Origin of the sequence: Erythrobacter sp. SDW2, assembly GCF_021431965.1 — a bacterium.
Classification (GTDB): Bacteria; Pseudomonadota; Alphaproteobacteria; order Sphingomonadales; family Sphingomonadaceae; genus Parerythrobacter.
Genome location: NZ_CP090370.1, coordinates 2,579,818 through 2,603,359 on the forward strand (window position 1 = coordinate 2,579,818; position 23,542 = coordinate 2,603,359).

Below are 23,542 nucleotides of genomic sequence, written 5' to 3' on the forward strand. Positions count from 1 at the left end.
GATCGCTTCTTGAGTTTTAACTCAAATTTCACATTAATTTATCAAAGCCCCCTGACCTTTACGCCCCGATCTTACGTGGAGACGACAGAATGAAAATGCGTACCCTGGCCTTTGCCACCGCCGCCCTTGGCCTTGCTGCCGCCCCTGTCGCCGCCGAAGCGGTTCGCTCCGCAGCGCCCGTTGAAGTTGCAAGCGAGAATGGCGGGAATAGCGACGTTTTCTACGTACTGGGCGCCGCTGCCATCATCGCCATCGTGATCATCGCAGCAAGTGGTGGCGACGATCAGCCCATCAGCGGCTGATTCCAGCCTTCGGCCTTTCCGGCGGCGGAGTCTGCGGCCTGACTTTCAAACGGTTTGTCGCAACCACGGAACGCTTTGTGTTTATGGCCGTTTCAGGGTTGCACTTGCCGGAATGCTGGCCTAATACGCCCCGGCAAGTTCAAACAGAAAATCTTCCCCAAGGAGGGCATAAAATGAAGTTCCGTGGTGTATTGGCTGCTGCTGCTGCCGCTTCGCTTATTGCTGCACCGGCTGTTGCCGAAGCCAGCTTTGCTCGTGTTTCGGCTCCGGTCGAAGGCGAAAACGCTAACGGCGGCGGCGGTATGGTCCTCGGTGTTGCTGCTGCGGTCGCCATCATCGGTGGCATCATCATCGCTGCCGGCAGTGACAACAACCCGATCAGCGGCTAAGCCAAGCTGACAACAGGTTTTTGAGGAGCGGGGCCTTTCGGCCCCGCTTTTTTATTGCCCGGTCGATTCGCCACAGGACCAGCCCGAGGTGCGATCTACTTCGCCGAGTTTTCCTCGGCACCGGCCGCACTTTCAAGATCGTCAGCCTGTCCGGCTTGCCTGCGCTCGCCGATCCACATCAACAGCAACGCGCCCTCGAACAACAGGTATAGCGGTACCGCCAGGATCAGCTGGGATCCCGGATCCGGCGGTGTCACGATAGCCGCCACGGTCACCACACCCACGATGACATAGCGCCGCGATTTGGCGAACTGTTCCCGCGTGACGATGCCCGCCCGGTTGAGTAGCAAAAGCAATACCGGCAACAGGAAGCTGACGCCAAATGCGAGGATGAACTGCATCGCCAGTCCCAGATAGGCTCCCGCACTGGGCAAAGCCTCGACATCCAGCCCGCCGACTTCGCCCTGGAACCCGAGGAACCAGCGGAAGGCGATCGGCATGACCACGAAGTAGGCCAGCGCCCCGCCACCGGTGAACAGGATCGGCGTGGCAAAGAGGAACGGCAGAAACGCCTTCTTCTCTTTCGCATAGAGCCCCGGTGCGATGAAGGCCCACAGCTGGTTGGCGATGATCGGGAAACTGACGAAAAACGCCGCAAACAGCGCCACCTTCAATTCGACGAAGAACACCTCGTAGAGCTGGGTGAAGATCAGCTTGCCCTGCCCTTCCGGAAAAGCCTCGGTCAATGGCCGGACCAGGAAGCCGAGGATGTCACCTGCGAAGTAAAAGCAAACCCCGAACGCCAATGCCAGGGCGAAGACCGACTTGAGCAGGCGACTGCGCAGCTCGATCAGATGGTCGAGCAGCGGGGCCTGTGTCTCGTCGATGTCCTTGATCTTCAGCGCCATACCAGCAGCCTAGTCCTTCTTGTCGTCGGGCGAGGCGGGAGCATCAGGCTCGGCCCCAGGCTGCTCAGGAGTAGGTGGCTCGGCAGGAGCAGCGTCGGCCCGGTAAGCCGCCCTCGCCTCCGCCGCCGACAGGCTTGCATCAGGTGCCGGGAGCGGCTGCATCTGCTCTTCGGGATGAAATTCCTCGTTCGGATGCTTGGCCATGATCGCCTCGTTCCGTTCGCGCCACTTGCGATTCATCTCTTCCATCTCGGCTTCGCGGATCATGGCGTCGAGCCCGCTGCGGAAATGGCCCGATACGCGCCGGATCTTGGCGATCCAGCGGCCAGCCGTGCGCAACGCCATCGGCAGATCCTTGGGCCCGATCACCAGGATCGCGACGATGGCGATCACCAGCAGCTCGGACGCGCCGATATCAAACATGGGGTGCTACTCCCGCAGGCGATCAGCCCTGCTGGTCGGTGGTCTTCGACTCGGGGGAAGCGGTAGTCTCGCTCTGCGGCGGTTCGATCTTGGCGGCGGGCTTGATCGGCTCTTCACCGTCATTGAGGCCCTTCTTGAAGCTGTTCACGCCCTTGCCGAAGTCACCCATCATTTCGGAGATGCGGCCACGGCCAAAGAGCACGAGAACCACCAGCGCGATGATGAGAAGCTGCCAAACGCCGACTTGCATGTGAAATTCCTTAGTGGGGTTACCGCGCCGATATAGGGGTTGCGCGGCGCGAACGCCAGTCAGGCCGTTGCCTCGTCGTCATCGACCAGGTCGATTTCCTCGTCAGCCTCTTCGTCGGGCGCATCGACCTCGTCCGCTTCGTCCCCACCGGTCATGGCCTCATAGGCATCGTCGACCGGGTCGAGCAGGCCGGCGGCCTTGAGTTCATCGATACCGGGCAGGTCGCGGCGGCTTTCGAGGCCGAAATGCTGCAGGAATTCGGGTGTGGTGGCATAGATCACCGGGCGACCCGGCACTTCGCGGCGCCCGGCAACCCGGACCCAGCCGGCCTCCATCAGTACGTCGAGCGTGCCCTTGGCAGTCTGGACGCCGCGAATCGATTCGATCTCCGCCCGACTCACCGGCTCGTGATAGGCGACGATGGCCAGTACTTCCGTCGCCGCACGGCTGAGGCGGCGAACCTGTTCCTTCTCGCGCCGCAGGAGATGGGCCAGCTCGGGCGCTGTCTGGAAGTGCCAGCGCTTGGCCCGTTCCACCAGTTGCACTCCGCGCCCGGCGTAGGATTCGGCCAATGCCCGCAATGCCTCGCGCACGTCACCAGCCTCGGCGTTGCCAAGATGCGCGCAAAGCGATTCGACGCTCATCGGCTCTGCCGAAGCGAACAGCGTCGCTTCAAGGGCACGCTGGAGGGGATCGGGCTGGCTCATGCGGTCACCCTGCGCAGCCGCAGTTCGCCGAATATCTCGTCCTGCTCAATCTCTGCCTTGCCCAGCCGCGCCAGCTCGAGCGCCGCTACGAAGCTCGAAGCCTTGGCGCTACGGCGGAGTTGCGGATCGGCGAAGGGCGGCAGGAACTCCTCCAGCGTCATCCAGTCCAGCGTCACGCCGAGCATGGCCGACACCCGGTCGAGCGCGCTGTCGAGCGTCATCACCGGGCGTTCGGCGATCATATGGACCACCGGCGCGGTGCGCGCCTTGACCTGGCCATAGGCCTGGACAAGGTCGAACCAGTCGGCCTGCCACTGGGTCTTGCGGTCGATCCGCAGACCTTCGGGGGCACCGCGCAGGAACACATCGCGCCCGATCCGGTCGCGCGCCATCAGCCGCGCCGCAGCCTCGCGCATCGCGCCCAGCCGCTGGAGCCGCAGTTGCAGCCGCAGTGCCAGCTCCTCGGGGCTCGGATCCTCCTGCTCGTCCCTGGGCAGCAGCAAAGAGGATTTGAGATAGGCCAGCCACGCCGCCATCACGAGGTAATCGGCGGCGACTTCAAGCTTCAGCGCCTCGGCCCGCTCGATATAGTCGAGATACTGGTCCACCAGCGCCAGGATCGAAATCTGCCGCAGGTCGACCTTCTGCCGCCGGGCAAGGTCAAGCAGCAGGTCGAGCGGTCCCTCCCACCCGTCGATGGCAAGGTAGAGTGCGCCTTCGTCCTTGGTTCCGGGAGCGGCGATGCCCTCCCACGGCTCGCTGTCGAGTGTCACGTCGTCAGCCGGGACGATGAGCGATTCGTCGGTCATGCGGCTGCCCCTTCGATCCCCAACAGCGCATCGCGCTTGGCCAGCAGCGCCGCCTTGTCCGCCTTTTCGCCTGGGCAACGCGAGGCCAGCGCACGCTCGAGGCGCGCGACACTCTCAGCCCGCATCGTGCCGCAGCGCTCGGCGATGCCCTGCATATCGTCCATCTTGGCCCAGCAATTGAGCACCACGTCGCATCCAGCCGCGATCGCCCGCTCGGCCCGTTCGGGGATCGTGCCGGAAAGCGCTTCCATGTCGATATCATCGGTCAGCAACAGCCCGTCAAAACCGATCCGGCCGCGGATGATCTCCTCGATAATGGTGCGGGACAGGGTCGAGGGATTCTCCGCATCCCACACCTGGAACAGCAGGTGTCCGGTCATCCCGACCGGTGTGTCCCTGAGCGCACGGAAGGGCGCACGGTCGATTTCAAGCTCTTCCTCGCTGGCGTGGACTGTGGGCATTTCCTTGTGGCTGTCACACTGGGCGCGGCCATGGCCAGGCATATGCTTGATGCAACCGAGCACTCCGCCTCGTGCCAGCCCGTCAAGGATGGCCCGGCCGAGTGCCGCGACCTGCTTCGGTTCACTGCCCAAAGCCCGGTCGCCGATCACATCATGCGAGCCCGGCTGGCGGACATCGAGAGGCGGGTGGCAATCGACGGTGATGCCGACCTCGGCCAGTTCGATCGCCAGAGCATGGGCGTTGACCCTCGCGGCTTCGATCGCGCTGGCGGGTGCTACCCGGTATAGCCGGTCAAACGCCTCGCCTGCCGGAAAACGGGTCCACACCGGCGGCTTCAGCCGTGCGACGCGCCCGCCTTCCTGATCGACACAGATGAACAGATCGTCGCGGCCATGGATCGATCGCAAATCATCGGTCAACGCGCGCAGTTGCTCGCGGCTTTCGATATTGCGCAGGAAAACGATGTAGCCTGCCGGATCGGCCTCGGCAAAGAAGGCGCGCTCCTCCGCTGTCAGCGTGAGACCGGACATGCCGAAGATTGCGGGCGTCATAAGGGGGAGAGAGTCGCAAGAAAGCCCGCCAGCCGCAAGGGCCGGCGGGCGTCACGATGTGGAAAGTAACCGCTCGCAGCGGCCTATTTGACGATACACTCGATCCCGTCGGCCTTGAGCGCGTCGCACAGCCGGGTCGCTGCTGCCTTGTCGCCCGCAACCGCCTGCAGGCGATAGACCGTGCCATTGTCGATACGGGCTTCCTCGACGCGGTACTTGAAGCCGTTGAGGGCATCCGTGCGGCCGGTGATTTCGCGCCAGCGCTGGTCGGCACCCGCCTTGGTCGACACCGCAGCGACCTGGACGTAGGCGCCACCCGGCGCTGCCCCTGCGCTCGCATCGTCCGTGTTGGGCGCGGCAACGCCGGGACGCGGTGCAGCAGTGCTTTCCGTACCGTCCGCCAGTCGCCCTTCGCGGGTCTGGCCTTCTCCAACCGCCGGCGCGACATCGCCGGTGCCTTCGAATTCCTTGCCGCCCGGATCGGTCGGCCGTTGCTTGATCGCGCCTGCGGGTGCCGGGATGGTACTGCCATCGGCAACCAGATCCGGATCGGTGCCCTTGTTGGTCAGGTAGGCAAAACCGCCCACCAATACGCCGAGCACCACAAGCGCCAGCAACCCGAAACCAAGGATACGGGCCATGCTGACCCCTTCCTCTTCCTCATAGTCCGAGGATTCCAGCCACGGCAGCGGTTCGTCTTCGTCGAGATCGAACTCGGCCGCTTCGGCCTCGGTCTCGGCCCAGGCCTCGTCGCCGTCCACTTCCGGACCGTCGAACCGGTCGTCCCTGTCGCCCCCAAGAGCTGTCATCTCACATCTCCTCCACTGCCTCGACCCCGAGCAGGGTTAACCCGTTGCGGATAACTTGCCCGATTGCGGCGATAAGGAAAAGCCTTGCGGCCGAAAGCTCCGCATCCTGTGCCAGGATGACGCGCTTCGAGGTATCGTCATTCCCCAGGTTGTAGAACGAGTGGAACGCACTGGCGAGATCGTAGAGATAAAAGGCGATCCGGTGCGGCTCGCGCGCCGTCGCCGCCGCTTCGACGATGCGGGGAAATTGCGCGGCTTGCTTGACCAGGCCGAGCTCGGCCTCGCCCATGCGGGAAATGGCTGCGTCGGAGGGTACGATGCCTTCGACCGCTGCCCGCCGCAGGGTCGAGTGAATCCGGGCATGGGCGTACTGGACATAGAACACCGGATTGTCCTTCGACGCTTCGACCACCTTGGCGAAGTCGAAGTCCATCTGCGCTTCGGGCTTGCGGGTCAGCATGGTGAAGCGAACCACATCCTTGCCCACCTCCTCGACCATGTCGGCGATGGTGATGAAGTTGCCCGAGCGCTTGGACATCTTCACCGGTTCGCCCGCACGCATCAGTTGCACCATTTGTACGAGCTTTACGTCGAACGGAATCGCCTTGCCCTGCCCTTCGGATAGCGCGGCGACGGCAGCCTTGATCCGCTTCACGGTGCCGGCATGGTCCGCGCCCCAGATGTCGATCATCTCGTCGGCAGCCTCGGCCTTCTGCAGGTGATAGGCGAGGTCGGCCCCGAAATAGGTCCAGCGCCCGTCGCTCTTCTTGATCGGGCGATCCTGATCGTCGCCGAATTTGGTCGAGCGGAACAGCGGCAGTTCGACCGGTTCCCAGTCTTCCACCGTCTTTCCCTTGGGCTGTTCGAGCACACCGTCATAGACGAGATCGTGCTGGCGCAGCCACGCCTCGGCCGCCTCGGGCTTGCCCGCTGCCTGCAGCGCGGCTTCCGAGGAAAACAGGTCGTGGTGGATGCCCAGCAGGGCGAGGTCGGAGCGGATCATGTCCATCATCCGCTCGACGGCGAAGGCTTTGAATATGTCCAGCCATTCACCTTCCGGCGCACCTTGATAGCGCTCGCCGAATTCCTCGGCGGCGGCCTGCCCGACAGGCACCAGGTAATCACCGGGATAGAACCCCTCGGGGATGTCGCCGATGTCCTCGCCCAGCGCCTCGCGGTAGCGCAAGTGGGCCGAGCGGGCGAGCGTATCGACCTGCCCGCCGGCATCGTTGACGTAGTATTCGCGTGTGACGGCATACCCGGCGAATTCGAGCAGGCTCGCCAGCGCATCGCCCACCACGGCGCCGCGGCAGTGGCCCATGTGCATCGGGCCCGTCGGATTGGCGGAGACATACTCGACATTGACCCGGCGGCCTGCGCCCATGCCCGAGCGACCGTATTCGCGCGCCAGTGACGCAATCGCCAGCAACTCGGCCAGCCAGGCGTCATCGCTGAGGCGCAGGTTGATGAATCCCGGCCCGGCGATCTCCGCGCCGGTAATGTGGGGATCGCGCAGCAGGTGCTCGACGATCTTTTCCGCCAGCGCGCGCGGGTTGGTGGCGGCCGGCTTGGCCAGCACCATAGCGGCGTTGGTGGCAAGATCACCATGCGAAGGGTCACGTGGTGGCTCGACCGTCACATTCCGGCGATCGATCCCGGCAGGCAGGTCGCCCTCGGCCTCGATAGCGGACAGGACGGCATCGACCTTCGCGGCGAAGGCGGCATGAATCGTGGTCAGTGTGGACATGCGCGGGCGGTTAGACGGAATCGGCCCCCATCGCAAAGGCGATGTACGGTACGCCTTAGCGGGTGGCGTTGTAGGCCAGCTGGCTCTCGGTCAACTGGAAGCCGACGAGCAGCTCGAAAGTGGCGCGTTGCAACGCGGCGCGGACCTGCGGATCGGCCATCGGATCAAGCGCGGCGTCGACATCGCCGGGCCTGCGCTTGCGGGTAATGCGCTCGCGGATATCGGCCGGCAGGGTCGCTTCGGCGCGATCGATAAAGGCCCCGGCCTGCGCGCTACCCTGCGCACGGGATTGCCCGTCGGCAAAGGTGATAGTTACCGTGCCGACGCGCTTGCTGACCACCGCCGATCCGCCGCGCAGCACGGTTGTGAAGTAGGGCAATTGCACCGTGCGCGAACCACGCGTGTCGGCGCGGCTGGCGAGCACATCGAAGGTTACATTGCTGTATACCTTCTCGCCTGTCTCGTCGCAGGTCGAACGGACATTGGTGATCGCCGCCGTGATGTCGAGATCGGCGGTCGTCCGCGAGGTTGGCGAGGTGAACGTAGTGATATCGCCAGTGTAGTCGGGCACGCCCACCGCCGGGCAGGCCGAACGGATTGCAGTCACCCCTACGCCATCGGCCAGGACAAGGTCACCTTCGCTCGCGCAACCGGCAAGCCCAGCCAGCGCGGCAATGGGGAAGAGCAGGCGAAAATGCGGAGTCATGGGGTGTCCTTCGTACATACGATCACGCGTGCCCTAGCGGGCGAGTTGCGAAAGCGCTAGAGGGCGCTCCATGAACGCGCCCTTTCCATCCCCCGACCAGAACTCGACAAAACCGCCCCTGCAGCTGCTGATCGCCGCCCCACGCGGCTTCTGCGCCGGGGTCGACCGGGCGATCGAGATCGTCGAGCGGGCGATCGAGAAATACGGTGCACCGGTCTATGTCCGGCACGAGATCGTGCACAACAAATATGTGGTCGATTCGCTCAAGGCGAAGGGTGCCGTGTTCGTCGAGGAACTGGACGAAGTACCCGACGGCGTGCCGGTGGTGTTCAGCGCTCACGGGGTGCCCAAATCGGTCCCGGCCGAAGCGCAGAAGCGCGAGCTGCTTTATGTCGATGCCACCTGCCCGCTGGTAAGCAAGGTCCACCGCCAGGCCGAACGCCAGATCGAGAAAGGGCGGCACATCATCTTTGTCGGCCATGCCGACCATCCCGAAGTGATCGGTACCATGGGCCAGGTCGAGCCGGGCCAGATGACCCTGGTCGAAACGGTGGAGGATGTCGCCGCGCTGGAGTTCGGCCCAGAGGAACAGCTCGCCTATCTGACGCAGACCACGCTCTCGGTCGACGATACCGCTGACATTATTGCCGCACTGGAACAACGCTTTCCGGAGGTGCGCGGTCCCAAGGCAGAGGATATTTGCTACGCAACGTCGAACCGCCAAGCCGCGGTCAAGCAGATTGCTCCCAGTGCAGACCTTGTCCTGGTCATCGGTGCGCCCAATTCTTCCAACTCGCTCCGGCTGGTCGAAGTGGCCGAGCGACTTGGAACCAATGCTCGCCTGATCCAGCGCGCCTCCGAAATCGAAGCGGAATGGCTGGAAGGAGTCGGCACGCTGGGCCTTACAGCCGGTGCTTCCGCGCCGGAAAAGCTGGTGCGCGAAGTGGTTGAACGCCTGGGCGAATGGCGCACGGTGGAAGAAACCACCATCGCCGCGGCCGAAGAAAACATGGTGTTCAAGCTGCCTCGCCAACTGCTGGACTGATCCGGCGCGGATGGCGGTCTATACCCACCTTCCCGCCGAGGCATTGGCCGGACTGATCGCCGAATACGATGTCGGGGCGTTGGTCTCTGCCAAGGGCATTGCCGAAGGCGTATCCAATTCGAACTGGGTTGTCGAAACCTCAGGCGGCGACGGGACCGGCGCACGCTTCATCCTGACAATGTACGAGCGGCGAATCGACCTGGAAGACCTGCCATTTTTTCTCGACCTGCTCGATCACCTATCGGCTGCGGGCGCTCCGGTGCCGCGCACCATCCATGATCGGAGCGGGAAATCATTCCGGTCCATTCACGGGAAGGCGGTGGCGCTGATCGAATTCCTGCCCGGCGTGTCAATCGATCACCCGACTCCCGGTCAGGCCCACGCCGTAGGTGCGGCACTGGCGCAGATGCATCGCGCCGCGCTCGATTTCCCGCAATCGCGTGCCAATGCGCTGGATCTCGTGACAAATTTGTCGACGTTGGCGGCGTGCGGGGAAGCGGCGTTGGCAGCAATCGATCCTGCTCTTGCAGGCTGCATAGCGCGTTCTGAAGCGATCGCAGCGGCATGGCCCGAGGACCTGCCGCAGTCGGTGATTCACAGCGACCTGTTCCCCGACAACGTCCTCATGCTGGGGGATCGGGTTTCCGGCATGATCGATTTCTATTTCGCCTGTACCGACGCCATGGCGTATGATCTGGCCGTCACCCATGCGGCCTGGAGCTTCGAGCGGGGCGGCAGCAAATATCGACCGGATATCGGCTCGGCGCTGATCCAGGGATACGAATCGGTTCGCCCACTGGAAGCGGCCGAACGGGCGGCCCTGACACTGTTGGCCCAGGGCGCATGCCTGCGTTTCGTTGCCAGCCGGACAGAAGACTGGTTCGAAACGCCGACCGATGCCCATGTCACCCGCAAGGATCCGATGGATTTCGCCCGACGCTGGGACTTCTACGCCAAACAGGGACATAGGGTCTTCGCATAGCTCCCAACGCGGTTTACATGCCCCGGCGATGAAAAAGGTCGAAATCTTCACCGACGGTGCCTGCAAGGGCAACCCCGGCCCGGGCGGCTGGGGCGTGCTGTTGCGCAAGGGCAAGCACGAGAAAGAGATGTCGGGCGGCGAACCCGCCACCACCAACAACCGGATGGAAATGCGCGCGGTCATCGAAGGGCTCAACGCCCTCATCGAACCGTGCGAGGTCAATCTCTACACCGACAGCAAATATGTCGTCGACGGGATTACCCGGTGGGTCCACGGCTGGAAAAAGCGCGGCTGGGTCAATGCGAGCAAGAAGCCGGTCCGCAACGAGGATCTGTGGCACGATTTGATCGAGGCGGAATTGCGCCACAAGGTAACCTGGCACTGGGTGCGCGGGCACAACGGCCATGTCGAGAACGAGCGCGTCGACAAGCTCGCCAGCGACGCGGCGGAGCAGTGGGCGACGGGCGGCTCATGAGCCGCCCGTGCCTTCGCGCCAGGACTATTCCTTCGTCGTATCGACCACTTCCGCGCCGGGGCCGTTCTTGAGGATCGATTCGATGGCGTTCTTGGCGCTGGCCTTGCTGGCGTAGCCTTCGGTCCAGAAAATCGTTTCCGAGTTGTAGCAGAAATAGGAAACGAACTCGCCTTTCTTGTTCTTGCGGATTTCGAAACGGTGCGCCATCGCGGGTCCTCTCTGGATTGGTAAACAGCCGGGCGGAACTACCCGAACCGGGCCGGACTATAGAGGCTTGCGTCGAGCCCTGATGTAAAATCATCACGGTCGAGGCCCAGCAGTAATTGCGCCGCCAACTTGGCGGCCGCTGGGGCCGTCTGGATGCCGTAGCCCCCTTGCCCGGCGAACCAGAACAAGCCCTCGCAATGGGGATCGGCCCCATAGACCGGTAGCCGATCCGGCGCGAAGCTCCGCAGGCCCGCCCATTTGCGCTCGACCCGCCGGACCTGCCAGTCAACGACATGTTCGAACCGGTCGATCGCTTCGGCCACAGCCAGTTCCTCGGGAGCGGCATCGCAGGGCGGGCTCAGCTCCTCGTCATGCGGGCTGAGCCAGACCCGCCCGGCCTCGGGCTTGAAGTAGAACTGCCCGGCAATGTCGAGCACCAGCGGCTGGTCGGCCAACGGCTGCGGATCGGTTTCAAGCTGGCAGATTGTCCGCCGCAGCGGTTGTATGCCGAGCGGACGAGCTCCGGCGAGCTGCGCCAGTTCGTCGGCCCAGGCACCAGCGGCATTGACCAGGGTCGTCGCAGTCCAGCCTCGCCCGTCTTCGCTGGCGATCTGCCATGCTCCATCGCGGCGCTCGGCTCTCGAGATTCTGGCACGGCAATGGAGATCGACCCCCAGCCGCTTCGCCAGCGTCAGATAATGCTGGTGCAGCCCGGCCACATCGATGTCGCTGCACAGCGGCTCCCACACCGCGTCGATCCAGCTTTCGCGCAGGCCGGGCACCTTCTCCAACATGGCCGCACGCCCGATCCGATGAATCGTTGCCCCCGTGTCGCCGAACTTCTCCATGAAGGTATCCAGGGCCGCGATCCCGTCCTCACGCGCGATGTAAAGCGCGCCACGCGGGCTGAGGAAGCCGTGATCGCGCAGGTAGGGGCCGGAGGCCAGTGTGAGTGGGACGATCTCCGGCCCGCCGTAACATTCCTCCCAGAACGCCGCCGAGCGCCCCGTTGTGTGATAGCCCGGAATATCCTCCGCCTCGAGCAGCAACACCCGCGCATGACCGCCGCACTCGGCAGCAAGGCTGGCTCCGGCAATCCCGGCACCGATGATGGCAATATCGAACTCGGCCATAGTGGGAGTCTTCAGCTCCTCGACGGCGCTACGCGGTCGAGAAAGTCGGCAATCGCCGCCATGGCCCGGTCGCGCACCGGATCGACCTCGCGCAGGATCTCATGCGAGGCTTCCTTGCCGAAGGCGACCAGTTCGCCCTGCGGCAGGCGCTTCGACGCCTCGACGATCGGCGGATAGGCCACGAGCTTGTCGTTCGACGTGCCGAGCAGCAGCACCGGGGTCCCCACCGCCTCCAACTTGCCGGGATCGAACAGGCCGCGCATCGAGGCATAGGCGCGCTCGACCCAGCCCCAGCTGCCCGGCCCCATGACGATCTCGGGGCGGTTATCGCGCCACCATTGCTCGTCCTGGTACCGGTCACGGTCGTGGGTCAACAATTGCTCGCGGTGCGCCGGGGTTTCGCCCGGCTTCTCGCTCCACTTCCAGGCCGGGCGGCGACGGTCGCCGAGCGAGGCCATCAGCTTCGCCACGCCGTGCATCAGCGGCACCGGCAGGACCTGGCCGACAAAGCCCAGCATCGGGGCCGAGAGCACCAATGCATCAGGATCGACCCGCCCTTCGGCCACAGCCCGCAAGGACAGGTGCCCGCCCATCGAATGGCCGATCAGCACATGCGGCCCCGGCGTTTCGGCCCGCCACACCTGCCATAGCGCCGCGAGGTCATCGATCCAGCTTGCGAAGTCATCGATGTGCCCGGTCACGGCGTCCTTTCCGAGCCGGCCAGAAGCGCCCTGCCCGCGCCAGTCGGCCGCCGTGACCCGCCAACCTGCACGATGCCATTCATTGAGGCACTCGAGATATTTTTCGTAGTTGTCGCCCCGGCCCGGCATGAACAGGATCGATCCGCGCGCGGCTCCCTTCGTGCCCGGCCAGTCGATCCGGCGGATGCCGTGACCGTCCGGCAGGAGGAAGCGGCTCTCGCTTGCTGCCGGCGGGATGGCGCGTCGATCAAAGACGGTAGCGAGAGGGTTAGCGGCGGCTGATTGCGGATGGCTAATGGCGCACCTCTGGCGTTGGTTACTTTTTGGTAAGTGATGTTGTGTAGCACCGGCCTCCTGAAGGGGGACCCACAGGGGCTATCATGCTGGACACACTCCACTACGTGTTGCTCGGAGCGTTGGCAATCGCGCTGCTGATTGCCGCGTTTACCGATCTCAAGCGGCGCCAGATCGACAACTGGCTCAACGCCGGCATCGCGCTGGCCGCACCGCTGTTCTGGTGGACCAGCGGCCTGGCCCTGTGGCCGGACGTCGCCTGGCAGCTCGGCATCGCCGCTATCACCTTCTTCGTCTGCGCGGGATTGTTCGCGCTGCGCTGGATGGGCGGCGGCGACGTTAAGCTTCTCACTGCACTGGCCCTGTGGATCGCACCTAGTGCTTTCCTGAAGCTCGTCATCATCATGGCGCTGGTCGGCGGGGTGCTGACCCTGCTCTTCGGGATGTGGCACATCGCCCGCCGCCAGAAAGACCGGCTGGCCATCCCTTACGGGGTGGCTATCTCGGCTGCAGGCCTCTGGATCCTCTCTACCGAATACCTCCCGCACACCGCTGTCGCGCTCAGCCAGACGGCTGCGACGGGGTGAACCTGATTTTAACCACTTGGGCCGTAGTCACGGCAACCATACCTGCCCGCGGTTTTTGCGGGTCTGTTTGAAGGGGGCTTTGTAGCCATGGACAGGAAGAAGCTGGTTCTGCTGCTTGCGGCGCTGATTATTGCAGTGGGCACCGCCCTTGCAGCCCGCAGCATGTTTGCAGGAGCCGCCGCACCGCAGGCCGAGGCCGCTGTTAAGGAACCGCAGGGACCCAAGGTTCTTGTTTCCCAGCGCGCGCTGCCGGCCGGCACGATCATTACGGCTGAAGCCCTTGGCTTCCAGAAGTGGCCGAAGGAACTGGTCAAGGACGCTTACTTCATCGAAGGCGAATCCGATATCACCCAGTTGCTCGGCACTGTCGTGCGCCTGCCGATTACCGCTGGCGAACCTGTGACCCAGGGCTCGCTGGTCAAGCCGGGCGACCGTGGCTTCCTGGCTGCGGCACTCGGGCCGGGCATGCGCGCCATCACCGTGCCAGTTTCGGCCAACACAGGGGTGGCCGGCTTCGTCTTCCCGGGCGACCGCGTCGACCTGATGTTGACCCAGTCGGTCAAGGGCGAGGAAGGCGGCCTCAAGGCTACCGAGACCATCCTGCGCAATCTGCGTGTGCTCGCCACCGACCAGCGCACTGAAAAGTCGACCAGCAAGAACGGCAAGACGATTGTTCGGGCTTTCCGTTCGGTCACTCTCGAAGTGACGCCGCGGATCGCCGAGAAAGTCGCAGTCGCACAGACGCTCGGCACTCTCAGCCTGGCCCTGCGCTCGATCGCCGACAACCAGGCCGAGCTCGAGCGCGCCATTGCCTCGGGCGACGTGAAGATCCCCGACGGTGCTACGCCGGAGGAAGAGGAACGCATCCTGCAGGCAGCGCTCAATGCCCCCAACGATGGACCGACGTCCTTCGTGACCGGCGGCGACGTCTCGCGCTTCCAGAGCTCGGCCCTGCCGAAGAGCAAGGAAGAAAAAGCCAGGGAAGCCGCAGTGGCCTTCATCGAAACCGCCAAGAAGTCCGGCGTGATCGAGCCTGGCACCGAGGCAGTCGTTCGCAAGCTGCCGACCGTGCGCGTCAGCCGCGGCAAGAGCACCTCCGAGGAAGCTGTCGGCGCCACCGGCAGGGTCCTCACCGGCGAGGAAAGGTAAGACCATGACCGTTCAACACAATCCTCGCCGTCAAGCCGATAACTCAAGGGGCAAGACCATGAAACGTCGCCTGATTGCCAAAGCGCTGATGCTGAGCCTGGTTGCGCTTCCTGTCGCTGCCGGCCCTGCCAGCCTCGCCAATGCCCAATCGATCACGCGTCCTTCCGACGAAGTGGTGATCTCGATCGGTCGCGGTGAGCTGGTCACCATCCCGGGCACCATGACCGATGTGTTCATCGCCAACGATGCGGTGGCCGATGTCCAGATCAAGTCGCAAAAGCAGCTCTACATCTTCGGCAAGTCCGGCGGCCAGACGACCATCTACGCCAGCAATGCCAATGGGGACATTATCTGGGCGGCCGATGTCCGGGTCGGCTCGAATATCGACAGCCTCGACCAGATGCTGGCGCTGGCGATGCCCGAAGCCAAGATCTCGACCGCAACCATGGGTTCCAACGCCGTGCTGTTGACCGGCACTGTCTCTTCGCCCGAGGACGTTGCTGAGGCCGAACGCCTCGTCGCAGCCTTTCTTGGTGAGGGGGTGAACGTCATCAGCCGCCTGAAGATGGCGACCCCCTTGCAGGTCAACCTGCAAGTCCGCTTTGCCGAGGTAAACCGGAATTTCGCCCGCGTGATCGGGGCGAACCTGCTGACCGTCGATGGAACCAGCGGTTTCAAGGGCGGCGTCGGCACTGCCACCCGGACGGCCATCAAGGACTTCACTCCAGGCGGCGATGTCGGAGTAGGCGTAACAAGCGGGCCGGCCGGATCGACCGTCGTCACGACGCTCCCCGGAATGGCCACTGTGGCCGGCTTCGGCAAGTTCCTCGGTCTTGAAATCGGGGCGGCGATCGACCTTGCTGAAAACACCGGCCTGCTGACCACGCTGTCGCAGCCCAACCTGACGGCGCTTTCGGGCGAAACCGCAGAGTTTCTGGCAGGCGGCGAATACCCCTACGAGCAGTCGGCAGGTCTCGGCACCACTTCGATCCAGTTCAAGCCTTATGGCATCAGCCTCGCCTATGCCCCGGTTGTGCTCGACAATGGCCGGATATCGATCCGCCTGCGCTCGGAAGTATCGGAGCTGGATTTCAGCGCCAATCCGACTGTGCCGGCGATATCGACCCGCAGGGCGGAAACGACCGTCGAGTTGGGTTCTGGCCAGAGCTTCATGATCGCTGGCCTGATGAGCAACCGGGCCCAGAACTCGATCGAAAAGGCTCCTGGTCTCGGCGATGTTCCGATCCTCGGAAATTTGTTCCGTTCGACTTCGTTCCGTCGCGGCGAAACCGAGCTGGTGATTGTCATCACGCCCTATCTGGTCAAGCCGGTGAACGGCAATGACATCGCGCTGCCGACCGACGGCTATCAGAGCCCGAACGAGTTCCAGCGCATGTTGGGGTTCCAGCAAAACGGTCCGACCGCCGATCCGGCTGCGACCAAGCCGAGCACCCGCGAAGGCGATGCGCCTCCGCCGGCTGTCGGCTCGATCGAACCGCTGGCCGTGTTGCCCGGCTCGTCGCCCGAAGACGGCAAGAAGCCGAAAAAGAAGAAGCAGTCGGAAGACCGCGCCGAATCCGCGGCGCCTGGCTTCAGCCTCTAATCAGGGAGTGAGACCAATGACCAATCTCAAGCGCAATTTCGCCGGGCTTCTCACCCTGTCGGTCGGCCTGTCACTGGCTGCCTGTGGCGGAATGCCGCAGAACGCGACGCTGTACAGCACCAAGCAGCCGGTGGTCGAACGCACCAACTACACCTTCGACGTAAAGACCGATCGCGGCGGCCTGTCGATCCCCGAGCAGCAGCGCCTCGCTGGCTGGTTCGCGGCGATGGACCTTCGTTACGGCGATCGTGTGGCAATTGAAGATCCGATGATGAGCCCTTCGACCAAGGAAGCGATCAGCTCGCTCGCCGGTCGTCACGGCGTCCTCATCGCCGAAGGTGCGCCGGTAACCAGCGGCTATGTCCAGCCCGGCTTTGCCCGTGTGGTTCTGACTCGCTCAAGTGCGTCGGTTCCCGGCTGCCCGGATTGGTCGGTTCAGTCAGAAATGAACTACACCAACGGAACGCATCCCGGTTACGGTTGCGCGATCAACAGCAACCTCGCCGCCATGGTCGCCGATCCGGAAGACCTCGTCGCCGGGGATGAAGGCTCGGGCGAAACCTTTGTCCGCCGGTCTTCAAAGGCCGTCGAAGCATATCGTGATTCAGCCAGTGAAGGTGCCGGCGGCAAGCTGCCTGGCGGCGGTGTCGGAGGAGGTCAATAATGAACGCGCCCTGGAGTTCCGGCATGTCCGGCAATCGTGATCCATTCGCCGCTTATATCTGCGACGACACCGCGCTGGATATCCTGCGCCCCGTGGTCATCGAGATGGGCTGGCAGCCCGAGAAGTGCAACAAGGGCGGCCTGCGCAACGCTGTGCAGTCGCTCTCGGTCTCGGCCAGCCCCAACATCCTGATGGTAGACCTGTCGGAAAGCGGCGACCCGCTCAACGACATCAACGCCCTTGCCGAGGTTTGCGAACCCGGCACGGTTGTCGTGGCGATCGGGCAGGTCAACGATGTCCGCCTCTATCGCGACCTGCTCGCAAGCGGCATCCATGACTATTTGCTCAAGCCGCTTTCGGCAGGGCAGCTGCGCGACTGCTTGAATCAGGCCCAGGCCGTGTTCGCCGCGCCCAAGCACAGCGATCCAGATGCGGTGAAGCGCCACATCTCGACCGCTGTCGTGGGCACCCGTGGCGGTGTCGGCGCGTCGATGCTGACGACCTCGCTAGCATGGCTGTTCAGCGACGATCACAAGATGCCGACGGCACTGCTCGACCTGGATGTCCATTTCGGCACCGGCGCGCTGGCGCTCGACCTCGAGCCGGGTCGTGGCCTGACCGACGCAATCGACAACCCCAGCCGTATCGACGGTCTGTTTATCGAACGCGCCATGATCCGCGCCAACGACAACCTCGCTATCCTTTCGGCCGAGGCTCCGATCAACTCGCCGTTGATGACCGACGGGTCGGCATTCCTGCAACTGGAGGAAGAGTTCCGCCAGGCGTTCGAAATGACCGTCATCGACCTGCCGCGCAACATGCTGATCAACTTCCCGCACCTGCTCGCCGATGTGAATGTCGTCGTGCTGGCCACGGAAATGACGCTCGCATCGGCGCGTGACACGATCCGCCTGCTGTCGTGGCTGAAGAGCAACGCAGCCCACGCACAGCCGATCATTGTCGCCAACAAGGTGCAGACCGGCGCGATCGAGATCAGCAAAGCCGATTTCGAAGCCTCGATCGAGCGTAGCATCGACTTCACCATCCCGTTGGATGCCAAGGCAGCCGCCAATGCCGCCAAGCTGGGCCAGGTGTTTGCCGATGCCAATCGCAACGCAAAATCGAGCCAGGTCATCCGCCAGCTGGCGGAGCGCATCATCGGCGCTTCCGACGAGGAAGTTACCGACGGCACATCGGCCAAGAAGGGCTCGCTGCTCGGCAACTTCGACTTCAAGTCGCTGTTGAAGAAGAAAGAGTCCGCCAAGGAAAAAGCCACGGCGGGCTAAGGAATTGCCGCCGGAGGGAAGGCCCGCCCCTCCCTCCGGTTTGGCACCAGGTACGAGAAAGGCAGATCGCGCATGAGCATCTTGCAGCTCTTGCTGTTCGCAGGTGGCCTGATGGCCATGTTGGTGATCGGCTATGCCGCTTTATCCGGCCCTTCGGCAGCCAAGGAAAGCCAGCGTCGGCTGAACGCCGTGCGCTATCGCCATTCCGAAAGCACGGATGCGAAGGTCGAATCGCAACTGAAGAAGGCCATTGCCGCGCGCAAGCCCAAGGCGATGAAGCTGGCCGGGTCGGGTTCGCGGCTGGAAGCCCTGGAATTGCGGCTCGACCGGACCGGCAAAGGCTGGACCGTCAGCCAGTATTTCTATGCCTCGCTGGGGATCGGCCTCACTGTCGCGGTGCTGATGTACCTGCGCAGCGGCGCCGCGATGATGTCGCTCGTAGTCGGCGTTATGGTGGGCGCAGGGTTCCCGCACCTTGCGGTCAATTTCATGATGAACAAGCGTACCAACGCCTTCAATGCGAAGTTTCCCGACGCCATCGAATTGCTCGTGCGCGGACTGCGCTCGGGCTTGCCGGTGACGGAAACACTGCAGGTCGTGGCGCAGGAAATTCCCGGCCCGGTCGGCTTCGAATTCAAGGCAATCGTCGACCGCATCAAGATCGGCAAGCCGATGGAGGAAGCGTTGGCGCAGACGGGCGACAAGCTCGGCATTGCGGAGTTCAACTTCTTCTGCATCACGCTTGCGATCCAGCGGGAGACCGGGGGCAACCTGGCTGAAACGCTGTCGAACCTGGCCGAGGTGCTGCGCAAGCGAGGTCAGATGAAACTCAAGATCAAGGCGATGAGCTCGGAATCGAAAGCTTCGGCCTACATCGTCGGCTCGCTGCCCTTCATTGTTTTCACCATGATCTGGTGGATCAACCCCGAGTACCTCAGCGGCTTCTTTACCGAAGATCGTCTGATCGTGGCCGGACTGGGCGGCATGGTATGGATGAGCATCGGCGCCTTCATCATGGCCAAGATGGTCAGCTTCGAGATTTAAGGGAGGGACGGTCATGATCAACAATCCAACCGGCCCGACCCTGCTCGGTTTCGACGTCATCCTTGTCGGCACCATCCTCGCCGGGGTCGCCGCCATGGCAGTGATGTTCGCGATCTACGCCGCGCTGACGGTCAAGGATCCGATGGCAAAACGCGTCAAGGCACTCAACGAGCGTCGCGACGAGCTCAAGGCCGGCATCGTCAAGGCCAGCGGCAAGAAGCGCCAGAGCCTGGTCCGCAAGACCGACTCGACCGAAAAGGTCAAGGACACGCTGAAGAACATGAAGGTTCTACAGCAAAGCCAGGTCGAGATCGTGCAGCAGAAGCTGGCCTGGGCCGGCATCCGCAACAAGGAACTGGCGGTCTACGTCATCGGTGCACGACTGGTCTTGCCGATCGTGCTTGGCATCGCGGCTGCGGTGGTGATCTACTGGATCGACTATTTCCCCAAATGGGGCGAGTTCAAGAGGTTCGGTGCTCTCGCTGCAGTCCTGTTTGCAAGCTACAAGGGACCTGAATTCTATCTCAAGAACCTTGCGACCAAGCGTACCGACGCCATCCGCAAGGGCCTGCCCGACGCGCTCGACCTGTTGGTCATCTGCGCCGAAGCCGGTCTGACGGTCGACGCTGCCTTCAACCGCGTCGCCAAGGAGCTGGGCCGCGCCTATCCGGAACTGGGTGACGAATTCGCCCTGACCGCGATCGAGCTGTCGTTCCTGACCGAGCGCAAGATGGCGTTCGACAACCTCGCCTACCGCGTCAATCTCGAGGCTGTGAAGGGCGTGGTGACGACCATGGTCCAGACCGAACGCTACGGCACCCCGCTGGCGAGCGCGCTGCGCGTGCTCTCGGCAGAGTTCCGCAACGAGCGTATGATGCGCGCCGAAGAGAAGGCCGCGCGCCTTCCGGCGATCATGACCATCCCGCTGATCCTGTTCATCCTGCCGGTGCTGTTCATCGTCATTCTCGGCCCGGCGGCCTGTTCGATCAGCGACGCGTTCAAGATGTAGCGCGGCGGGTTCTCCAGCCCCCGAGGGTCGAATCCTCCAAGGGCGATCGGGCGGCGGAAAGCGACTTCAGCTTTCCGCCGCTTCGATTCCACCCGCTGCGATCCGCATGCGGCTCAGCAGGTCGCGCAGCACCTCCCGCTCCTCGGCCGTGAACGGTTCAAGCAATTGGGCTTCGACATCGCGCGCCAGCGGCATGATCTGGCCATAGATCGCCCTGCCCGCCTCCGTCAGCGCAACATGGTGCGAACGGCCATCCTGTTCATTGGGGCGGCGGCCAACCAGCCCGCGGTCCTCCAGCACCTTGCAGGCCCGGTTGACCGCGACCTTGTCCATCAGCGTCAGCGCGGAGAGTTCGCGCTGGGTGCGGGCCTCGGCTTCGCCCAGCACTGCCATGATGCGCCATTCGGCGATCTTGAGGTCGAATCGGGCCTGGTACAGTTCGGCGATCCGCCCGCTGACCGCGTTGGACGCGATCGACAGCTGGTAGGGCAGGAAGTCCGCCAGCACCGGGAGATTGCTCGTCTTGGTCGCCATCAGACTGGTTTCTACGGAAACCATCGCCGCTGGCAAGGCAAGCAATGCTTTATCCCAATACGCGCCCCGCTACCGCATCGAGCTTGGCCATCAGGACCGGATCGCGCTGTTCGGGCGCGGTGATGATGGCGTATTCGAGCGCGGTATCATGCGGGCTCGGCTCGCGGGTCTTGGGCAGCGTTGCCAGCAGGTGTTGCAAGCTGTCGCGCGCCATCTGGGCATTGTCGCTCAGCACCTTGAGGATGTCTGCTGTCTCGACCCCGGCTTCCTCGTCACGCCAGCTGTCATAGTCGGTGACCATGGCGAGCATGGCGTAGGGCAGCTCGGCCTCGCGCGCGAGCCTGGCCTCGGGCATGCCGGTCATGCCGATCACATCCCCGCCCCAGGCGCGGTACATCCGGCTTTCGGCGCGGGTCGAGAACTGCGGCCCTTCCATCGCGATATAGGTCCCGCCGCGATGGACTCTGGCCCCCGCTGCCTCTGCCGCATCGGCGGCGAGCGCCGAAAGCCGCGCGCAGACCGGATCGGCCAGCGCCACATGCGCCACCAGGCCCTCGCCGAAGAAGCTGCTCGCCCTGCCCATGGTCCGGTCGATGAACTGGTCCACTGCGACGAAGCTGCCGGGTGCCATTTCCTCGCGCAGACTGCCGATGGCGCTGATCGCCAGCAGGTCCGTCACCCCACAGCGCTTCATCACATCGACATTGGCCCGGTAATTGACCGTGTTGGGACTGAGCCGGTGCCCGGCCCCGTGCCGCGCCATGAAGGTCAGCCGGACATCGCCGATCCGGCCGGTGGTGACCGGTCCGGACGGCGCGCCGAACGGCGACTTCACTTCGATCACCTGCTGTTCCTCCAGCGCGATGCCTTCGTAGAGGCCCGATCCGCCGAGGACGCCGATATGCCATTTGCTCACTTGTGTTTGCTCACTTGTATTCGGGCTCATCCCACCAGGGGTAGAAGTCCGGCATATCTTGGCTCGGCCGTCCGGGATAGGCCGGGGCGCGCTTTTCGAGGAAGCTGGCGATGCCCTCGGCAGCATCCTTGCCGCGCGACAGGCGATAGATCGCGCGGCTGTCGATCCGGTGCGCTCCCATCGGGTGGTCCTCGCTCGGCAGCCGCCACATCATCGCCCGGGTCATCGCAACCGAGACGGCCGAGGTGTTGTCGGCAATCTCGCGTGCCAGTCCGCGCGCCATATCCATCAGTTCGCCCTGCGGATGGACCGAGCGGACCAGCCGCCCGGCAAGCGCTTCCTGCGCGTCGAACACGCGGCCCGAATAGCACCACTCGAGCGCCTGCTGCACCCCGACCAGCCGGGGCAGAAACCAGCTCGAGGCCGCTTCCGGCACGATCCCGCGCCGGGCGAAGACGAAGCCGTAACGGGCATTGTCCGAGGCCAGCCGGATATCCATCGGCAGCTGCATGGTGATGCCCACGCCCACCGCCACACCGTTGCAGGCGCTGATCAGCGGCTTGGTGCTGTCGAACAGCCGCAGCGTCAGCCGCCCGCCGCCATCGCGCACACGCTCGTCGGACAGATCGTCGACCTCGGTCGGGTCGGAGAACACCCTGCCCCCGCCCTCGGGCGTCAGATCCGCCCCGGCGCAGAAGGCCCGGTCCCCTGCCCCGGTGAAGATCACCGCGCGCACATGGTCGTCGGCGTCGATATCGTCCATCGCGGCGATGATCTCGTTCATCATCGTGCCGGTGAAGGCGTTCATCTTCTCCGGCCGGTTGAGCGTGACTGTGGCGATGCCCTCGCTCTTGTCGACCAGGATCTGGGTGTATTCGCTCATCGTGCCTCTCCTCCGGGCGCCGTCGGACTGTTGGACATGGACCACATGTTACACAGTCCTGGCGAAAAAAAATCCGCCGCCCCCGCCCGCATGAAAAGCCCATGCGAATAAGGAGCGGCGGATCGTCATTGTTCGATCCTAGCCACGCACACGCCGTGTAGGACAGTCAAATCATCGCCCTCAGCGCGGGGCCATGCGGATGGCCCCGTCGAGACGCACGTCCTCGCCGTTGAAATAGCCGGTTTCGATCATGCACATGGCGAGCTTGGCATATTCGGTCGGGATACCGAGACGCTTGGGGAACGGCACCGAGGCGGCCAGCGCGTCACGCACGTTCTGCGGCGCGGCGGCGAGCAGCGGGGTGTCGAAAATGCCCGGCAGGATGGTGTTGACGCGAATGCCTTCGTTCATCAGGTCGCGCGCGATGGGCAGGGTCATGCCGATGACGCCGGCCTTAGAGGCCGAATAGGCCGCCTGGCCGATCTGGCCGTCTTCCCCGGCCACCGAGGCGGTGTTCACGATTGCCCCGCGCTCGCCGTTCTCGTCGAGCGGATCGAGCGTCAGCATACCGGCCGCCGACTTGGCGATGCAGCGGAAGGTGCCGATCAGGTTGACCTGGATGACGAAATCGAAGGCCGAAATCGGGAAGTGCTTGATACTGCCGTCTTCCTTGCTGCGGCTGGCGGTCTTGATGGCATTGCCGATCCCGGCGCAGTTGACGAGGATGCGTTCCTGGCCATGTGCTTCGCGCGCCTTGGCGAAACCGGCATCGACATCTTCATCGCTGGTGACGTTGACCTTGCAGAAAACCCCGCCCAGCTCGGCGGCCATGGCGTTGCCCTTTTCCTCGTTCATGTCGAAGATGGCGACCTTGGCGCCCTTGGCGGCGAGCGCACGGGCGGTGGCGGCACCGAGGCCCGAGGCGCCCCCGGTGACGACGGCGGGGGTATTGGCTGAAACTTCCATG

General features: G+C 63.9%; 28 protein-coding genes. 12 read left to right on the top strand and 16 right to left on the bottom strand.

Annotation, left to right across the window (positions count from 1 at the left end; genetic code table 11):
- Positions 1-89: 89 nt before the first annotated feature.
- The gene (locus LY632_RS12635; protein WP_234091482.1) at positions 90-302 is read left to right on the top strand and encodes a hypothetical protein; all 213 of its coding nucleotides are present in this window, start codon (positions 90-92) and stop codon (positions 300-302) included.
- Positions 303-475: 173 nt separating this feature from the next.
- Positions 476-691, top strand: a complete 216-nt coding sequence (locus LY632_RS12640; RefSeq protein WP_234091483.1) for a hypothetical protein — start codon at positions 476-478, stop codon at positions 689-691.
- Between the two features lie 95 nt (positions 692-786).
- On the opposite strand, the gene tatC is transcribed toward LY632_RS12640, so the two are convergent.
- The 9 genes from tatC to LY632_RS12685 form a co-directional block, all read right to left on the bottom strand.
- Positions 787-1,599: a twin-arginine translocase subunit TatC gene (gene tatC / locus LY632_RS12645; RefSeq protein WP_234091484.1), complete on the bottom strand. Its 813-nt coding sequence runs from the start codon at positions 1,597-1,599 to the stop codon at positions 787-789.
- A 9-nt stretch (positions 1,600-1,608) separates the two neighbouring features.
- On the bottom strand, positions 1,609-2,022 hold the full coding sequence (tatB, locus tag LY632_RS12650; protein WP_234091485.1) for a Sec-independent protein translocase protein TatB: 414 nt from the start codon (positions 2,020-2,022) through the stop codon (positions 1,609-1,611).
- A gap of 22 nt (positions 2,023-2,044) precedes the next feature.
- Positions 2,045-2,272, bottom strand: coding sequence for a twin-arginine translocase TatA/TatE family subunit (gene tatA / locus LY632_RS12655; RefSeq protein WP_234091486.1), 228 nt, complete (start codon positions 2,270-2,272; stop codon positions 2,045-2,047).
- 59 nt (positions 2,273-2,331) lie between these two features.
- Positions 2,332-2,979 (bottom strand): SMC-Scp complex subunit ScpB, encoded by a 648-nt coding sequence (gene scpB, locus LY632_RS12660; RefSeq protein WP_234091487.1) that lies wholly within the window; start codon positions 2,977-2,979, stop codon positions 2,332-2,334.
- The gene (locus LY632_RS12665; RefSeq protein ID WP_234091488.1) at positions 2,976-3,788 is read right to left on the bottom strand and encodes a ScpA family protein; all 813 of its coding nucleotides are present in this window, start codon (positions 3,786-3,788) and stop codon (positions 2,976-2,978) included. The genes scpB and LY632_RS12665 overlap by 4 nt, the downstream gene beginning before the upstream one ends.
- Positions 3,785-4,801 carry a beta-N-acetylhexosaminidase gene (nagZ, locus tag LY632_RS12670; RefSeq protein ID WP_234091489.1) on the bottom strand — a complete coding sequence of 339 codons (1,017 nt, stop codon included), beginning with the start codon at positions 4,799-4,801 and terminating at the stop codon, positions 3,785-3,787. Before nagZ ends, LY632_RS12665 begins: the two co-directional genes overlap by 4 nt.
- 83 nt (positions 4,802-4,884) lie before the next feature.
- On the bottom strand, positions 4,885-5,610 hold the full coding sequence (locus tag LY632_RS12675; protein WP_234091490.1) for an SPOR domain-containing protein: 726 nt from the start codon (positions 5,608-5,610) through the stop codon (positions 4,885-4,887).
- 1 nt (position 5,611) lies between these two features.
- On the bottom strand, positions 5,612-7,357 hold the full coding sequence (argS, locus tag LY632_RS12680) for an arginine--tRNA ligase (protein ID WP_234091491.1): 1,746 nt from the start codon (positions 7,355-7,357) through the stop codon (positions 5,612-5,614).
- A gap of 55 nt (positions 7,358-7,412) precedes the next feature.
- A complete protein-coding gene (locus tag LY632_RS12685) occupies positions 7,413-8,063 on the bottom strand; it encodes a hypothetical protein (protein ID WP_234091492.1) in 651 nt (216 codons plus the stop codon).
- A 70-nt stretch (positions 8,064-8,133) separates the two neighbouring features.
- Between LY632_RS12685 and ispH the strand changes: the two genes are divergently transcribed.
- Genes ispH through rnhA form a run of 3 tightly spaced genes read left to right on the top strand, consistent with a single transcriptional unit; the run spans position 8,134 to position 10,565 of the window.
- Positions 8,134-9,108 (top strand): 4-hydroxy-3-methylbut-2-enyl diphosphate reductase, encoded by a 975-nt coding sequence (ispH, locus tag LY632_RS12690; protein WP_234091493.1) that lies wholly within the window; start codon positions 8,134-8,136, stop codon positions 9,106-9,108.
- A gap of 10 nt (positions 9,109-9,118) precedes the next feature.
- Positions 9,119-10,090: a homoserine kinase gene (thrB, locus tag LY632_RS12695; RefSeq protein ID WP_234091494.1), complete on the top strand. Its 972-nt coding sequence runs from the start codon at positions 9,119-9,121 to the stop codon at positions 10,088-10,090.
- A 28-nt stretch (positions 10,091-10,118) separates the two neighbouring features.
- Entirely contained in the window at positions 10,119-10,565 is a 447-nt protein-coding gene (rnhA, locus tag LY632_RS12700) for a ribonuclease HI (protein WP_234091495.1), read from the top strand.
- Positions 10,566-10,589: 24 nt separating this feature from the next.
- Here rnhA and LY632_RS12705 read toward each other — a convergent pair whose 3' ends face one another.
- The 3 genes from LY632_RS12705 to LY632_RS12715 are packed head-to-tail and all read right to left on the bottom strand — an operon-like array spanning position 10,590 to position 12,735.
- The gene (locus tag LY632_RS12705; RefSeq protein ID WP_234091496.1) at positions 10,590-10,772 is read right to left on the bottom strand and encodes a DUF1508 domain-containing protein; all 183 of its coding nucleotides are present in this window, start codon (positions 10,770-10,772) and stop codon (positions 10,590-10,592) included.
- 38 nt (positions 10,773-10,810) lie between these two features.
- The gene (locus tag LY632_RS12710) at positions 10,811-11,905 is read right to left on the bottom strand and encodes an FAD-binding oxidoreductase (protein ID WP_234091497.1); all 1,095 of its coding nucleotides are present in this window, start codon (positions 11,903-11,905) and stop codon (positions 10,811-10,813) included.
- A gap of 11 nt (positions 11,906-11,916) precedes the next feature.
- Positions 11,917-12,735, bottom strand: coding sequence for an alpha/beta fold hydrolase (locus LY632_RS12715; protein WP_234091498.1), 819 nt, complete (start codon positions 12,733-12,735; stop codon positions 11,917-11,919).
- Positions 12,736-12,986: 251 nt separating this feature from the next.
- Between LY632_RS12715 and LY632_RS12720 the strand changes: the two genes are divergently transcribed.
- The 7 genes from LY632_RS12720 (at position 12,987) to LY632_RS12750 (ending at position 20,242) form a co-directional block, all read left to right on the top strand.
- Positions 12,987-13,487: a prepilin peptidase gene (locus tag LY632_RS12720; protein ID WP_234091499.1), complete on the top strand. Its 501-nt coding sequence runs from the start codon at positions 12,987-12,989 to the stop codon at positions 13,485-13,487.
- Between the two features lie 87 nt (positions 13,488-13,574).
- Positions 13,575-14,636 carry a Flp pilus assembly protein CpaB gene (gene cpaB, locus LY632_RS12725; protein WP_234091500.1) on the top strand — a complete coding sequence of 354 codons (1,062 nt, stop codon included), beginning with the start codon at positions 13,575-13,577 and terminating at the stop codon, positions 14,634-14,636.
- Positions 14,637-14,694: 58 nt separating this feature from the next.
- Positions 14,695-16,239: a type II and III secretion system protein family protein gene (locus LY632_RS12730; protein WP_234091501.1), complete on the top strand. Its 1,545-nt coding sequence runs from the start codon at positions 14,695-14,697 to the stop codon at positions 16,237-16,239.
- A 16-nt stretch (positions 16,240-16,255) separates the two neighbouring features.
- The gene (locus tag LY632_RS12735) at positions 16,256-16,903 is read left to right on the top strand and encodes a CpaD family pilus assembly protein (protein ID WP_234091502.1); all 648 of its coding nucleotides are present in this window, start codon (positions 16,256-16,258) and stop codon (positions 16,901-16,903) included.
- The gene (locus LY632_RS12740) at positions 16,903-18,189 is read left to right on the top strand and encodes a pilus assembly protein CpaE (RefSeq protein WP_234091503.1); all 1,287 of its coding nucleotides are present in this window, start codon (positions 16,903-16,905) and stop codon (positions 18,187-18,189) included. Before LY632_RS12735 ends, LY632_RS12740 begins: the two co-directional genes overlap by 1 nt.
- A gap of 72 nt (positions 18,190-18,261) precedes the next feature.
- The gene (locus LY632_RS12745) at positions 18,262-19,233 is read left to right on the top strand and encodes a type II secretion system F family protein (RefSeq protein WP_234091504.1); all 972 of its coding nucleotides are present in this window, start codon (positions 18,262-18,264) and stop codon (positions 19,231-19,233) included.
- Between the two features lie 13 nt (positions 19,234-19,246).
- The gene (locus LY632_RS12750; RefSeq protein ID WP_234091505.1) at positions 19,247-20,242 is read left to right on the top strand and encodes a type II secretion system F family protein; all 996 of its coding nucleotides are present in this window, start codon (positions 19,247-19,249) and stop codon (positions 20,240-20,242) included.
- A gap of 66 nt (positions 20,243-20,308) precedes the next feature.
- On the opposite strand, the gene LY632_RS12755 is transcribed toward LY632_RS12750, so the two are convergent.
- The 4 genes from LY632_RS12755 to LY632_RS12770 all read right to left on the bottom strand — a co-directional run bounded on the left by LY632_RS12755 (position 20,309) and on the right by LY632_RS12770 (position 23,541).
- On the bottom strand, positions 20,309-20,776 hold the full coding sequence (locus LY632_RS12755; RefSeq protein ID WP_234091506.1) for a MarR family winged helix-turn-helix transcriptional regulator: 468 nt from the start codon (positions 20,774-20,776) through the stop codon (positions 20,309-20,311).
- 49 nt (positions 20,777-20,825) lie between these two features.
- Entirely contained in the window at positions 20,826-21,692 is an 867-nt protein-coding gene (gene mtnP / locus LY632_RS12760) for an S-methyl-5'-thioadenosine phosphorylase (protein ID WP_234091507.1), read from the bottom strand.
- A 10-nt stretch (positions 21,693-21,702) separates the two neighbouring features.
- A complete protein-coding gene (locus LY632_RS12765) occupies positions 21,703-22,575 on the bottom strand; it encodes a crotonase/enoyl-CoA hydratase family protein (RefSeq protein ID WP_234091508.1) in 873 nt (290 codons plus the stop codon).
- A gap of 180 nt (positions 22,576-22,755) precedes the next feature.
- Complete coding sequence (locus LY632_RS12770) at positions 22,756-23,541, bottom strand: SDR family NAD(P)-dependent oxidoreductase (RefSeq protein ID WP_234091509.1); 786 nt, start codon at positions 23,539-23,541, stop codon at positions 22,756-22,758.
- Position 23,542: the final 1 nt, after the last annotated feature.